Here is a 13,879-nt window from a genome sequence, read left to right on the forward strand (position 1 = left end):
CCTTCTTTTCACTATGACTCTATTTACTTGTTTCCTCTTTCGACTGCTTTTGCTGCTCGATCTTCTGCATTTCAACTGAGATCTTTTGCTTCTCATGATCTGTGAGGCTATCACTAAATTTAAAAGCAGACATAAAGACAAATACTAAAATTAACGCAACAAACGGCCAGCTTGCTTTTAGTAATTTCATTTTTTATCTTTTCCCCCGTTTTCTTTCAATGTTTGAACTTTATTAGCGTGATCCACTTCAAAGAAAATGTGTCCGTCTTTTTCTTTCCAATCCGTATTCGTGCCATTGGTCAGCATACGAATAATGGATTTTGATTCAAATGATCCTGCCTTTACTGGAGCAGGTGTTGCTTCTTTAATATACATTGGGACAACTTCAAATGTCGCTTTTCCATCTTCATTCAGATGATACTGAACAAGGGCAGAATCACGTGTTCTAGACCAGCCTTGGTCAAAAATGAAATTCCCCAGGCTATAGAAGATCGCTGTTCCATTGTAGACTTCCATTGGCTCAAGGACGTGCGGGTGTGCACCGATGATGATATCAGCACCAGCCTTCGACATCGCTCTTGCCAATTCTCTTTGTCTATCGTTTACTTCATTGTTATACTCCTGTCCCCAGTGAGCATGAACAACGACGATATCTGCCTTTTCAGCAGCCTGTGAAATCATCGGAATAAAAATAGATGGATCGGCTGGCAGAATACCTGCTTTGCGATTCGTTGCTTTAAAATCTTTCCCATACACATCTGTAAAACCAAGTGTAGCAATTTTGACACCGTTCACTTCTTTGTACGAAATGTTCTGCTTCGCATCTTTAAGGTTACGCCCTGCCCCTGTGTAATCCATGTCAGCTTTTTCAAAGGCATTAATCGTGTTGTTCAGACCTTTTTCACCAAAATCTGCCGCATGGTTATTCGCAAAGTTTAATACAGAGAAATTCAAATCCTTCAACGCTTGGACAGACTCTTCATCCGTTTTCAAATGAATATTCTTTTGCGCCGCCTGTTCCTTTTCTGATGCAATCGGATGCTCAAAGTTACCTGTTACATAATCTGACACATCAAAATATGGTTTGGCATAGCGAAAGAGATGCTGTTTCCCATAGCGATCGGTCACTTTCTCTACATTTCTTCCAAACATAATGTCACCAACAAACGAAGCGGTCAGGATGTTTTCTGGTTTCTTTTCTACAGTTGGCACTTGTGCTTTCCCGATAAATGTAAATAGAAATGTACAAGCAATGACGATCGGTAAAGCAATCAATACATGTTTATTCGTCTTTTTCTTTTGATTCTTTGTGATTTTCAGCAGCTTTTCCTGAAAGCTCAATTTTTTATTCATGATTGGACACACCTTATCTTAAAATAGATAGTAAACATACATGATGGCAAATGTTGCACCACTTAGAAGTAATGTGCTTCCAAGGGTAATCGTAAGACCTTGCTTTTGAATCGTATTTGCAATTAATCCAGGTACGATGATCCCGATTCCGCGAAATTCTGCTATTTCAAACGGGACCACTGGATAGAAGAAATCAAATACGAGCTTTAAGGCAATCCCTGTAATCAGCATCGCAGCAAACTTTCTGCGTCCGTATAAAATCATAAATTTTGATAGACCAAAGCGAACGATGACATACGTAAGCAAGCTGACAGATAAGACGACTAAAATGAAGACTGGCTGGTTAAATACGAGCGCAAGATAACCCGGAACAACTAGTCCAGCTGGTACGATTCCTGTTTTTTCTGCAAAGATTAAACTAAGTAGAACACCTAAAATTAACGAGATATAAAGATCTGATCCGAACATTTTCTATATTTCCTCCTAGCTGACAAGCTGCTTAATTTTGTATTCTTGAATTTTTTCGATTAAAGGTTCAGCGGCGCCATGGATATTGCCGACTCCATAAACCACTCGATTATGAAGCTTTTTCTCAAGCATATTCATAATTTGTTCTGTAGATTGATATTCAAGGTTGTGTAAGTGGTCAGCCGGAATTTTCCCTTCCTCATATGCCTTCACAATTGGATCAGTCGTTTCACCAATTAAAACAAGATCACTAGCTTCAATATAAGGAAGTACATCCTCCGCAAACTGGATCGTTCTATCTACACGATCCGCACGGCAGTTCATAATAATAATTGGTTCATCTGTTGGATAGCCAATTTCTTTCACACGCTTCCAAATGTTCAATGTAGATGATGCGTCATTTGCCGCAAATCCATTTACAAAATGTCCAGGTGTTTTCGCGTCCATTAATGGAAGAATTCTCATCGCTCCTGGATCAGGCGGCGCATTTAACATTCCTTTGAATGCCGTATCTTCATCAATCCCTAATGCTTGAGCGACACCAAGTGCAAGCGAAGCATTATCTGGGAAAACCATGTACTCAAATTTCCGTAAATACTCATCGGTAATCTTGGAATTATCTGCAACAATCACTTCCGTGTTGCGTTTTTTCGCAATCTCTTTAAAGAAATCCGTATATTCACTATCCGTAATAACCAAGTGTCCATTGTAAGGAATTGTGGCTGTAAAGGCTTCTGCTATTTCGTCAAGAGTTGGTCCCATTACATCCATATGATCTTCAAGAACGTTTACGATCACGCCAATATTCGCTTGAAGCAGCTCTTCCTGAAAGATAATTTGGTAATCTGGATTTACCGCCATACATTCACTGACGATGGCATTTGCTCCTCTTTCAACTGTTTCTCTCATAACTTCCTTCTGCTCTCCGATATTCGGTCCTTGCGGTTTCCTTTTAATCGGTTTCTCTTCTGGCGTATCCCAATAAATCATTCTTGCATCCGTTCCCGTTGTTTTGCCGACAGTTTTATAACCTGCCTCCATTAAGATACCGGTTGTCAATCTTGTAACGGTGGACTTTCCGCGAATACCATTAATATTGACACGCACCGGCAGGGCATCGATATTTTTCTGATGACGCTTCTTTTCAATAAAGCCAATCCCTAACATGATGACGCAGGCTATAACGATTAACCACATCGATTATCTACATCTCCTTTTTTTATGAGTGTGATATGTAAATTCAATCAACAGTATATCTGTTCAGCATAAAATCACAATCGGTATTATGTAACATAATCTTTCACTTCCGCGTATGCCAAATTCCTCTAATCCTAAGGTGTAATTGCCTATCTCTCCCTCAAATGAAAAGGCCAAAAGACGGACAAAATTCAGACTGAATTTCTGCTTTATTCAATAGAAAGCGTTACCATCAATCATCGAAAAATCTTTTGTCCTTTTCTCCCTAAATTTTTCGACAATTATAAAGATGTATTTAGAATCAATGTTTTAAAACCCTTTTATCTCTAAAAAATCAGTCGTATCAGCGCTTTAAATGAATAGTGCGTGTTTTAGAATATTTTATATTTTTGAATGAACAGGTTAGAAAGTCATCCTCAACGGTCAGAACGCTACGTGTTGACCTATGACAAAGGTCACCTCTCAAAAAATCAAGTCATATGCTTATTTATAGGTCACGAAAAATTGGGATAAGATGTCAAAATTTGATCATTTCGTTATACCTTCTCTTTACGATATTCACTCCTTATGACCTAAACAATGAAACAATATTCATTTGTTTTTATCAAGGTTCATCATTTCTTAACATTTTTAATATGAATTTAGTTGAAAGCTGTCGGCTCATGTCATGCATTCCCCAAAGATGACGAATAAAATCAGCTTCTCCGCTTACACTATGGTTAAAAAATAATGTGAGAGGAGGCTAAAGATGCCAAACACCAATGAACAAACACGCTTGCACTTTTTATCAGGCAGCTTTGAGGAGAAAATTCGGATTCTGAAAAAAACATTTCAGCAAAGCGACGATTTTGAATACCGAGAGTTAATGGTGAATGAAACGAAATCTGTGCTGTTCTTTATTAAAACGAGAATTGATGAAGGCAAACTGAACGATTTCATTATCGGCAACTTGTTAGGTCCTCCTGGAAAGCAGGATTATACAAAATCTCTTAGCACACTCGAAACAGGCGACTTGACGTTGATTACTGACAGTATTATTGCAGGAAGCATTGCCTTTCTTGATGAAAATTCCTCGCAGATCAAATTATTTACTGTCGGACAGCCGCCGCTTCGATCTATTTCTGAACCTTCTTCTGAAAGTATTATTGCTGGTGCACATGATGGATTTGTTGAAAGTCTCGATACCAATATCTATTTACTTCGTTCCCACTTAAATGATCGAAAACTCGCCGTCCAGTATCATAAGATCGGTACAAAATCGGAAACAAAGCTTGCGATTGTTTATATTTCTGATATCGCTAATCAAGAAAAGATTGAAGAGGTAAACAAACGGATTTCTTCTATTAAAGTAGACACACTGATAAGTCCTGGCTCTATTGTTGAGGCGATTGAGGATGATTCATTTTCTATTTTTCCACAGCTCATTGATACAGAGCGCCCTGACAAAGTAAGATCTGCAATCCTTGAAGGGAGAATTGTGGTGCTGATGGATGGCAGCCCGATGGCCATCATTCTTCCTGTCACTTTCTTTAGCTTCTTTCAATCACCTGATGATTATAATAGTCGCTGGATTCCGGCTACGTTTATCCGTGTTCTCCGCTATCTTGCCTGTATCATCGCAGTCATTTTGCCATCTTTTTATATCGCAGTCATTGGCTTTCATTATGAGGTCGTCCCAGATGAATTAGCCATTACGATGAAAAATTCAATTATCGGTATCCCCTTTCCTCCTTTGATAGAAGCGATGCTAATGGAGATCACCATTGAACTCATACGCGAGGCAGGGGTGCGTCTTCCAAAACCAATTGGTCAAACGATTGGTATCGTAGGCGGTTTGGTCATTGGAGATGCCGTTGTAAAAGCCGGACTCATTTCGAATGTCCTTGTCATTGTGGTCGCAGTGACAGCCGTTGCTTCCTTCGTACTCCCATCCTTTGAAATGACGTCAACCATCCGAATGCTTCGATTCCCGCTCATGTTTATGGCATCGATGTTTGGTTTTATTGGCATTTCATTCGGATTGGCGCTCGTCCTCATGAATTTATGCCGCTTGGAATCACTAGGCGTGCCTTACTTGTCACCAGTTTCCCCATTTAACTGGCAGGACTTAAAAGACACTGTGATTCGGCTACCCATGTGGATGTACAAAATGCGCCCTGTTTATTTAAATCCGCAAAAGAAAAAACAAATAGAAAATTTGAGAGGGTGGAAAAAGAAAAATGAACAATAAAATATCTCCACCTCAAGCTGTCTTTTTTATCATCCAATCTCAAATTGGTGTCGGTATTTTAGCTCTGCCCCATTTGCTGATGAAAGACATGGGCCACGATGGCTGGATGGCGATCATCTTAGCCTGCTTTTTTATCCAAATCATCAACACCATTTTTCTTTACATCATCCACAAGTATCCTGATACATCCTTTTTCCAAGCATTAATTGACGTATTCGGAAAATGGGTTGGTCGGACTTTGGTGGCGCTTTATACGATATACTTTGCCTCAGTTTGCATTGTCGTTCTATCCATTTTCACAAGAATTCTTGGCATTTGGGTGCTGCCGCTTACGCCAAACTGGGTCATTAATCTATTAATGATCATATGCATCATTTACATTGCAAAAGAGCAAGTGAATGCCATTGTGAGGTTTAACTTTATTTTGACTCCCTTTTTGCTCATGTTGTCTCTATTGATGTTCTATTCGTTAAAAGGAACCAATATCGACTACCTCATGCCTTTTTTTCAAACAGATTTCTCTCAATTTCAGCTTGGATTGAAGGACGTTGTTCTATCCATGAATGGATTCGAGATGATTCTCATCATCTCTCCATTTATGAAAGGCACCATCAAGGAACGGTATAAGGTAATGACCATTTCCAATATATGTACAACACTTTACTACCTATTTATTACATTAATTTGTTTTATGTTTTTTAGCCCAATTGAGCTCAAGGTGATTCCAAATCCTGTCCTTTATTTATTAAAAACCATTTCATTTGGTGTCATTGAGCGAACAGACTTAATTTTCCTTAGTTTCTGGGTATTTGTCATTCTTGCCACACTCAGCAATTACCTTTACTTCTGTGCAAATGGCGTAGCCAGTATTCTCAAGAAAAAAAAGCACAAAAAATATGTCTATTATTTTGCCATTTTGATCTATGTCGCTAGCTGTTTTCTCGCAACTGATAACTTTAGAATTCAGCGCTTTAATGACTTTACCACTATTGCACAATATTCATTTATTTACACACTCCCGATCTTGATGGCCATTATCATCTTTATCAAACATCGCAAAGGGAAGGTGAAATCACATGCGTCATAAATATATACTGACTCTGCTTATGTGTGTTTCCCTCATATTTATGCCTGGCTGCTGGGATCAAAACTTATTAAAAAATATCTCTCTTGTTTTAACCTCCGCTGTGGATCAAGGAGAAGATGACAATGCGAAATATTCGATCACCTATCGAAAAGTGCAGCAGTCTCAAAGCATGGAGCAAGGTAATACAGGCAGCTATTTAACCACGGTTCTCACAACCGAAGCACCTACTTTAAGAAAAGCAAGAACTAATTTTAGCCGGATTGTAGACCAAAAAATCGACATATCGAAAATGCGGGTCATGCTGATCGGTGATGAATTTGCTCAAAATCGTCTTCTTCCCTACTTAGATATGTTTTATCGTGATCCCAAAAGTCCGTTACTCGCAAACCTTGCAGTGGTACAAGGGGGAAGTTGTGTGGAATTGATCAACGAGCTACTGAAGGAAAAGCTCATTGTGAGCGATTATTTAAACAACCTGATCACAACTGCTTCACTCTCTTCCCAAGTAGCACCTAAAAACATTCAAAATGTCCGGTCTAAAATGCTTCAAACTGGTGAGGACTTCACCCTGCCATTAATCCATTTCGATCAATCGAAGAAAATAATCAGTGTGAAGGGTGTTGCCCTATTTGATAACGAGAGAAAGAAAGGCGAGCTATTTGGCCAAGATGCCATTCTTCTCACCGTCATGGACGGGAAAATGGGCAGGTATGCCAACTTCACGAAAAAAGTGAGAAGTGACATGAAATCAAAGGAGAACAATTACATCACCATTCAAGTCACCGATTCAAAGCGGGACATCAAGATTGTGAATCCTGATCATCGAAACTTAACATTCTCTCTCGATTATGAATTCACCACCTCTGTGCTTGAGTATCCGAAAGATAATCTAGATACAGATAAAAAAATCGAAATGCTAAACAAAAAGCTTTCAGCCATTTTGACAAAAGAAGCAGAAAAAATTGTCGCCTCCCTGCAAGAAGCAAATTCAGATGTCCTAAGCCTCGGCAGAAAATATCGGGTAAGACATTATGATGAGTATATGAAAATGAACTGGGTAACCGATTATCCAAAGGTAAAAATCATTCCAAAAATCAAAGTAAATATTACACAAACAGGTATTATTAGTTAAGAAAAGGAAGAAGTCATCTTTCTTTTCTTTTTTTATTTTTTTAAGATTGTCATTTCTAAGCTTTCGTGATAATCTATTTGTGTAAACGGTTACACATTGACGAAGGGAGGCACTCCATTGGCTACAATTAAAGATGTTGCAAAAGCCGCACAAGTGTCTGTTGCTACTGTTTCACGCGTGCTCAACGATACTGGATATGTCCATGCAGATACAAAAACCCGTGTGACACAAGCGATGCAGGAGTTGAACTACTTTCCCAATGAAGTGGCGAGATCCCTTTTTAACAGAGAATCCCGATTAATCGGTTTAATCTTACCTGATATCACAAATCCATTCTTCCCTCAGCTGGCTAGAGGCGTTGAGGATGAGATTCATGCCCATGGTTTTCGGTTATTATTCGGAAACAGTGATGAAGACCGTGAAAAGGAAATGGCTTACTTACAAACTTTTAAGCAAAATCAAGTGGTTGGTGTCATTGCTGTCACCAACGAACCTGAATCGGATATGTACAATGATGATTTACCCGTTGTGTTCTTAGATCGAACAGTGCCAAATGCACCTTCTGTGTTTGCAGATGCTGCAACTGGCGGGAAAATGGCCGCAATGGAATTGATCAAGCGCGGCAGCCGGCAGATTACACTGCTAAAAGGACCTGCCCATCTTCAAACAGCTCGGCAGCGATTCAAAAGTGCACTTGATGTCCTCACTGAAAAAGGTGTCAACTTTCATGTGATGTCTAACGCTTCTTTTTCCTTTCAAGAAGCCAGAAAAAGCGCCAAAGCTCTTTTCCAGCTGTACCCTGAGACAGATGGCATTATTGCCAGCAATGATATTGTCGCAACAGCGGTCATACACGAAGCGCTTCGGATCGGAAAAGCCATTCCAGATGAAGTCCAAATCATTGGATTTGATGATATTCCGCAAAGCGAACTGCTCTTCCCCTCCTTATCAACGATCAGGCAGCCTGCCTATGATATGGGGAAAGAAGCAGCGAAGCTGTTAATTAAATCCATTCAAAAGCAACCAATAGATCAACCAGTTATTCAAATGCCCGTCTCTTTTATTGAACGAGAGACCACGAGAAAGGTGGATTCACAATGAGTCATATTGTCGTAGTAGGAAGCTGTTCGATGGATTTAGTCGTCACATCAGATAAGCGGCCAAATGCCGGAGAAACTGTCTTAGGCGAATCTTTTAAAACCGTCCCAGGCGGAAAAGGAGCAAATCAAGCAGTAGCAAGTGCAAGACTCGGTGCAGATGTATACATGGTCGGCCGAGTCGGTGATGACGCTTATGGTCAAGAGATCGTAAGCAATTTACAAGCACAAGGTGTCCGTACCACATATATGAAACCGGTTACCGAAATGGAAAGCGGGACGGCTCATATCATTTTAGCAGAAGGCGATAACAGCATTGTTGTGGTGAAAGGAGCAAATAACGAAGTCACACCTCACTATGTAAAAAATGCTCTTTCTACTATTGATGATATCGGTATGGTCCTCATTCAGCAGGAAATTCCTGAAGAAACGGTCGAAGCAGTTTGCGCCATTTGCAGCGAACAAAAGATCCCAGTGATCTTAAATCCCGCACCAGCCCGCAAAGTGTCACAGCAAGTTTTAGAGCAAGCTGCCTATATTACACCGAATGAGCACGAAGCCGCTCTTATGTTTGATGGTCTCACGATTGAAGACGCCTTGCGTCAATACCCTAATAAATTACTGATCACAGAAGGAAAAAGTGGGGTTCGATATTTTGACGGATCGAGAGAAGTTTTAGTCCCAGGCTATCCTGTAAAAGCAGTCGATACAACAGGAGCTGGCGATACCTTTAACGGCGCTTTGGCTGTGGCACTAATAGAAGGCAAATCCCTATACGACGCGCTTGCCTTTGCCAATCTTGCAGCATCTATCTCTGTGACAAAATTCGGCGCACAAGGCGGCATGCCAACAAGAGAAGAATTGGAGAGAAAGAAATGAAAAAAAACGGCATCTTAAACAGCCATATCGCCAAGGTGCTTGCTGACCTTGGTCATACAGACACAGTCGTCATCGCAGACTGCGGTCTACCTATTCCAGAAGGCCCAGTCAAGATCGATCTTGCGTTATCGATCGGCACGCCGTCCTTTCAGGAGGTCACCTCCCTCCTTCTTCAGGAAATGGCCGTTGAAAAAATCACTATAGCCAGTGAAATCAAAGAAGCCAATGAGCGAGACCATTTATTTTTGAAGAAAGCGTTCTCACAGCCGTTACATGATGTAGATCACGAGACTTTCAAAGACATGACCAAACAGGCAAAAGCAGTTATTCGAACGGGTGAAGCCACCCCATACGCAAACTGTATTCTTCAAGCCGGTGTCATCTTTTAAAAGGAGGAGCCAGAAATGAACATTGAGATGCATAACATCCATAAGGCCTTTGGAAAAAACACCGTTCTCTCCGGGGTCTCCTTTGACCTCGTCACAGGTGAAGTCCACGCGCTAATGGGTGAAAACGGGGCTGGAAAATCAACTTTGATGAACCTGCTGACAGGTCTTTATTCATTAGATCAAGGAACGATTCAAATCGACGGAAAAGAAACCGCTTTCAAAAATCCAAAGGAAGCTGAACAGCACGGAATTGCCTTTATTCATCAGGAGCTAAACATATGGCCTGATATGACCGTATTGGAGAATCTATTCATTGGTAAAGAAATCTATACGAAACTCGGTCTCCTAGACACAAAAAAAATGAAAGCCCTCGCTCAAACGCAACTGGACCGATTGTCTGTTAACCTCTCGCTTGATCAGGATGCAGGCAGCTGTTCCGTTGGGCAAAAACAGATGATCGAGATTGCGAAAGCATTAATGACCGATGCGAAGGTCATCATCATGGATGAGCCTACGGCAGCTCTAACAGACCGTGAGATTGAAAAGCTATTCCAGGTCATGGAATCACTCAAAAAAGAAGGCGTTTCCATCGTCTATATTTCTCACCGTATGGAGGAAATCTTTGCGATCTGTGATCGGATTACAATCATGCGTGACGGAAAAACGGTCGATACGAAAGCTATACCAGAAACGAATTTCCATGAAGTCGTCAAAAAAATGGTCGGCCGAGAATTAACAGATCGTTACCCTAATCGTACGCCTTCTAAAGGAGATGTTGTCCTAGAGGTAAAACAAGCGACGAGAAAAGGACGCTTTCAAGATATCAATTTCTCAGTCCAGGCTGGAGAAATCGTCGGTGTCGCAGGCTTAATGGGCGCTGGTCGAACCGAAATGATGCGGTCACTGTTTGGTCTCGATCCTCTTGACCAAGGTGAAATCTGGGTACACGGGAAAAAGGCTGTCATTAAAAAACCAAGTGATGCGGTCAAGCTCGGCATCGGCTTTATCACAGAGGATCGCAAAGATGAAGGACTGATGCTTGATGCATCTATCCGAGAAAACATTGGTCTGCCAAACTTAGACAGCTTCTCTCCAAAGGGACTGATTGATAAGAAAAATGAACAAGATTTTGTCGACCTGCTCATCAAAAGACTGACAATTAAAACGGCTTCCTCTGAAATCTCTGCCCGGAGCCTGTCTGGTGGTAATCAGCAAAAAGTCGTCATCGCTAAATGGATTGGCATTCAGCCGAAGGTCTTGATTTTAGATGAACCGACAAGAGGTGTTGACGTCGGGGCAAAACGAGAAATCTATCAGTTAATGAACGAGCTGACCGATCGAGGCGTTGCGATTTTGATGGTCTCCTCTGAGCTCCCGGAGGTTCTCGGGATGAGCGATCGAGTGCTTGTCATTCATGAAGGAACGATCAGCGGAGAATTAGATAAAACAGAAGCGACACAAGAACGAATCATGACACTAGCTACAGGAGGGAAGTAACATGAAACCACTTACTTCAAATGGACGATTTGACCACATCATGCAAAAGCTTGGGCCATTCTTAGGACTCATCATCCTTGTTGCCATTGTTTCTATTTTAAACCCAGCCTTTTTAGAGCCATTAAACATTTTAAACTTACTGAGACAAATCTCCATTAATGCCCTCATTGCCTTTGGGATGACGTTTGTTATTTTAACTGGAGGCATTGATTTGTCTGTCGGTGCGATTCTAGCCCTGTCTAGTGCTTTGACCGCAGGCTTTATCGTTTCTGGCATGGACCCGATTCTAGCCATTATCGTGGGATGCATCATCGGTGCGATCCTTGGGATGATCAACGGTCTTTTAATCACAAAAGGAAAAATGGCTCCTTTCATTGCCACTCTTGCAACGATGACCATTTTCAGAGGATTGACGCTTGTTTATACAGACGGAAATCCGATTACAGGGCTTGGCTCTAACTATGCCTTTCAATTATTCGGCCGCGGATATTTCTTAGGCATTCCTGTTCCAGCGATCACGATGCTTCTCACCTTCATTGTGCTTTGGGTGCTGCTTCATAAAACGCCTTTCGGCAGAAGAACGTATGCCATCGGCGGGAACGAAAAAGCCGCTCTCATCTCAGGAATAAAAGTACCGCGCGTCAAAATCATGATTTATTCATTAGCAGGTTTCATGTCTGCTTTAGCCGGTGCGATTTTAACCTCTCGTCTAAACTCTGCTCAGCCAACAGCTGGTACGTCCTATGAGCTTGATGCAATTGCTGCCGTTGTACTTGGCGGGACAAGCCTATCTGGCGGAAGAGGACGAATTGTCGGCACACTCATTGGGGTGCTCATCATCGGTGTCTTGAACAATGGTATGAACTTACTTGGTGTATCATCATTCTATCAATCTGTTGTGAAAGGAATTGTAATCCTGATTGCAGTCCTACTAGACAGAAAGAAATCTGCTTAAGGAGGCAGCTGCTATGAAAAAATATCTCATTCTCATCCTGACTCTCTCGTTGTTCATGCTCTCTGCCTGCTCGCTTGAACCGCCAGAGTGGGCCAAGTCATCAAAGGATGGCAAGAAAAAAGACATCAAAATCGGGCTATCAATCTCGACCTTAAACAATCCATTCTTCGTTTCTCTGAAAAACGGCGTGACAAAAGAAGCGAAAAAGCTTGGCATTGAAGTTGTGATTGCAGATGCACAAAATGATTCAGCTAAACAAACGAGTGATGTCGAAGATTTAATCCAGCAAGGGGTTGACGCATTACTCATCAACCCAGCAGATTCTTCTGCTATATCAACCGCTGTCGAATCAGCGAATGCTTCAGATATACCTGTCATCACCTTAGACCGCTCAGCAGAAAGTGGCAAGGTAGAAGCGCTTGTTGCCTCAGATAACGTTAAAGGCGGCGAAATGGCCGCTGACTTTATCATCGACAAGCTTGGCAAAGGAGCGAAGGTCGCTGAATTAGAAGGCGTGCCAGGAGCTTCTGCCACACGTGAGCGCGGAAAAGGGTTCCATCAAATTGCAGACAAAGATTTAGATGTGACAGCGAAACAAGCCGCTGACTTCGACCGAACAAAAGGACTGAACGTCATGGAAAACCTGCTTCAAGGAAACCCTGACATTCAAGCAGTCTTTGCACACAATGATGAAATGGCTCTTGGCGCACTAGAGGCCATCCAAAGCTCCGGGAAAGACATTCTCGTCGTTGGCTTTGATGGAAACGAAGATGCACTAAACTCAATCAAAGCAGGAAAGCTCTCAGCAACGGTCGCACAGCAGCCAGAGCTCATCGGTAAACTGGCAGTTGGTGCTGCAAACGACGTATTAAAAGGGAAGAAAGTACAAAAAAATATCGCAGCTCCGTTAAAACTGGAACAAAAGAAATAAAACCCCCGACAGCCTCGGGGGTTTTCCCTATTATTCTGGTCTTTTCAGCACAAATGACGTACCTAAATGAGCGTAATCATTTCCTGCTAAACGTGCGACTGGCTTTAATTCATTAGTCAAAATATACCCTTTTTCCGCATCATAGACAGCCTCATCTAAATGCGCACACACAACCCGGCCAATGATATGATCGACCGTAATTTCACCTTCATCATTTTGAAAGGTCAGATGTTGTTCTAACTGACATTCAAAGCGAATGCGCGCTTCCTTGATGCCTGGAACTGAAACAACACTGCTCTTTACTTGATGAAGACGGGTTCGATCGAGCTCACTCTCTTCCTGCGGCAAAGTAGCAGCCGTTTCATTAATATCCTGTATCATGTCTTCATCACTGACATGAACAACAAACTCTTTCCTATCGATGATATGCTGCGCCGTATCTTTCATCTCTCCTTGACGTCGTCCGATGGAAACAGCGATGAGCGGCGGGTGTCCACTGATGACATTAAAGAAACTAAATGGTGCGGCATTTACGACATTTTCTTTAGACAGACTTGTAATAAACGCAATCGGTCTTGGAACAATGGAGCCAGATAATAATTTATATGCTTCTTTTCGTGACAGCTGATCCATTTGTAATGTAATCACTTCAGGCACGCCTCCT

At 41.6% G+C, this 13,879-nt stretch carries 14 protein-coding genes; 9 read left to right on the plus strand and 5 right to left on the minus strand.

What is annotated here, in order from left to right:
* Positions 1–19: 19 nt before the first annotated feature.
* Genes edmS through pgsB form a run of 4 tightly spaced genes read right to left on the minus strand, consistent with a single transcriptional unit; the run spans position 20 to position 3,018 of the window.
* Positions 20–190: an extrachromosomal elements maintenance protein EdmS gene (gene edmS, locus C6W18_RS20030; protein ID WP_167331424.1), complete on the minus strand. Its 171-nt coding sequence runs from the start codon at positions 188–190 to the stop codon at positions 20–22.
* The gene (locus C6W18_RS08050) at positions 187–1,353 is read right to left on the minus strand and encodes a CapA family protein (protein WP_034318460.1); all 1,167 of its coding nucleotides are present in this window, start codon (positions 1,351–1,353) and stop codon (positions 187–189) included. The genes edmS and C6W18_RS08050 overlap by 4 nt, the downstream gene beginning before the upstream one ends.
* A gap of 18 nt (positions 1,354–1,371) precedes the next feature.
* The gene (gene pgsC, locus C6W18_RS08055; RefSeq protein WP_012011488.1) at positions 1,372–1,821 is read right to left on the minus strand and encodes a poly-gamma-glutamate biosynthesis protein PgsC; all 450 of its coding nucleotides are present in this window, start codon (positions 1,819–1,821) and stop codon (positions 1,372–1,374) included.
* Between the two features lie 15 nt (positions 1,822–1,836).
* A complete protein-coding gene (gene pgsB, locus C6W18_RS08060) occupies positions 1,837–3,018 on the minus strand; it encodes a poly-gamma-glutamate synthase PgsB (RefSeq protein ID WP_105927144.1) in 1,182 nt (393 codons plus the stop codon).
* A 748-nt stretch (positions 3,019–3,766) separates the two neighbouring features.
* Here pgsB and C6W18_RS08065 point away from each other — a divergent pair.
* The 9 genes from C6W18_RS08065 (at position 3,767) to rbsB (ending at position 13,215) form a co-directional block, all read left to right on the plus strand.
* Complete coding sequence (locus tag C6W18_RS08065; protein ID WP_105927146.1) at positions 3,767–5,248, plus strand: spore germination protein; 1,482 nt, start codon at positions 3,767–3,769, stop codon at positions 5,246–5,248.
* Positions 5,238–6,335, plus strand: a complete 1,098-nt coding sequence (locus C6W18_RS08070; protein WP_105927148.1) for a GerAB/ArcD/ProY family transporter — start codon at positions 5,238–5,240, stop codon at positions 6,333–6,335. The genes C6W18_RS08065 and C6W18_RS08070 overlap by 11 nt, the downstream gene beginning before the upstream one ends.
* Positions 6,325–7,467, plus strand: a complete 1,143-nt coding sequence (locus C6W18_RS08075; RefSeq protein ID WP_105927150.1) for a Ger(x)C family spore germination protein — start codon at positions 6,325–6,327, stop codon at positions 7,465–7,467. The genes C6W18_RS08070 and C6W18_RS08075 overlap by 11 nt, the downstream gene beginning before the upstream one ends.
* Positions 7,468–7,584: 117 nt before the next feature.
* Positions 7,585–8,568 (plus strand): LacI family DNA-binding transcriptional regulator, encoded by a 984-nt coding sequence (locus tag C6W18_RS08080; protein ID WP_105927152.1) that lies wholly within the window; start codon positions 7,585–7,587, stop codon positions 8,566–8,568.
* Positions 8,565–9,443 (plus strand): ribokinase, encoded by an 879-nt coding sequence (rbsK, locus tag C6W18_RS08085; protein ID WP_105927154.1) that lies wholly within the window; start codon positions 8,565–8,567, stop codon positions 9,441–9,443. The genes C6W18_RS08080 and rbsK overlap by 4 nt, the downstream gene beginning before the upstream one ends.
* A complete protein-coding gene (rbsD, locus tag C6W18_RS08090) occupies positions 9,440–9,832 on the plus strand; it encodes a D-ribose pyranase (protein ID WP_105927156.1) in 393 nt (130 codons plus the stop codon). Before rbsK ends, rbsD begins: the two co-directional genes overlap by 4 nt.
* 15 nt (positions 9,833–9,847) lie before the next feature.
* Positions 9,848–11,329, plus strand: a complete 1,482-nt coding sequence (locus C6W18_RS08095; protein ID WP_105927158.1) for a sugar ABC transporter ATP-binding protein — start codon at positions 9,848–9,850, stop codon at positions 11,327–11,329.
* 1 nt (position 11,330) lies between these two features.
* Positions 11,331–12,284, plus strand: coding sequence for a ribose ABC transporter permease RbsC (gene rbsC, locus C6W18_RS08100; RefSeq protein WP_105927160.1), 954 nt, complete (start codon positions 11,331–11,333; stop codon positions 12,282–12,284).
* Positions 12,285–12,297: 13 nt separating this feature from the next.
* Positions 12,298–13,215 (plus strand): ribose ABC transporter substrate-binding protein RbsB, encoded by a 918-nt coding sequence (gene rbsB / locus C6W18_RS08105; RefSeq protein ID WP_034318433.1) that lies wholly within the window; start codon positions 12,298–12,300, stop codon positions 13,213–13,215.
* Positions 13,216–13,245: 30 nt separating this feature from the next.
* On the opposite strand, the gene C6W18_RS08110 is transcribed toward rbsB, so the two are convergent.
* Positions 13,246–13,863 (minus strand): flavin reductase family protein, encoded by a 618-nt coding sequence (locus tag C6W18_RS08110; RefSeq protein WP_034318731.1) that lies wholly within the window; start codon positions 13,861–13,863, stop codon positions 13,246–13,248.
* Positions 13,864–13,879: the final 16 nt, after the last annotated feature.

It is taken from the genome of Bacillus sp. LLTC93 (assembly GCF_002993125.1).
GTDB classification, from domain to species: Bacteria; Bacillota; Bacilli; order Bacillales; family Bacillaceae; genus Bacillus; species Bacillus zhangzhouensis.

Excerpts from the sequence above, each read along its gene's own strand:
- edmS (WP_167331424.1), bottom strand. The coding sequence starts at position 190 with ATGAAATTACTAAAAGCAAGCTGGCCGTTTGTTGCGTTAATTTTAGTA.
- C6W18_RS08050 (WP_034318460.1), bottom strand. The coding sequence starts at position 1,353 with ATGAATAAAAAATTGAGCTTTCAGGAAAAGCTGCTGAAAATCACAAAG.
- pgsC (WP_012011488.1), bottom strand. The coding sequence starts at position 1,821 with ATGTTCGGATCAGATCTTTATATCTCGTTAATTTTAGGTGTTCTACTT.
- pgsB (WP_105927144.1), bottom strand. The coding sequence starts at position 3,018 with ATGTGGTTAATCGTTATAGCCTGCGTCATCATGTTAGGGATTGGCTTT.
- C6W18_RS08065 (WP_105927146.1), top strand. The coding sequence starts at position 3,767 with ATGCCAAACACCAATGAACAAACACGCTTGCACTTTTTATCAGGCAGC.
- C6W18_RS08070 (WP_105927148.1), top strand. The coding sequence starts at position 5,238 with ATGAACAATAAAATATCTCCACCTCAAGCTGTCTTTTTTATCATCCAA.
- C6W18_RS08075 (WP_105927150.1), top strand. The coding sequence starts at position 6,325 with ATGCGTCATAAATATATACTGACTCTGCTTATGTGTGTTTCCCTCATA.
- rbsK (WP_105927154.1), top strand. The coding sequence starts at position 8,565 with ATGAGTCATATTGTCGTAGTAGGAAGCTGTTCGATGGATTTAGTCGTC.
- rbsD (WP_105927156.1), top strand. The coding sequence starts at position 9,440 with ATGAAAAAAAACGGCATCTTAAACAGCCATATCGCCAAGGTGCTTGCT.
- C6W18_RS08095 (WP_105927158.1), top strand. The coding sequence starts at position 9,848 with ATGAACATTGAGATGCATAACATCCATAAGGCCTTTGGAAAAAACACC.
- rbsC (WP_105927160.1), top strand. The coding sequence starts at position 11,331 with ATGAAACCACTTACTTCAAATGGACGATTTGACCACATCATGCAAAAG.
- rbsB (WP_034318433.1), top strand. The coding sequence starts at position 12,298 with ATGAAAAAATATCTCATTCTCATCCTGACTCTCTCGTTGTTCATGCTC.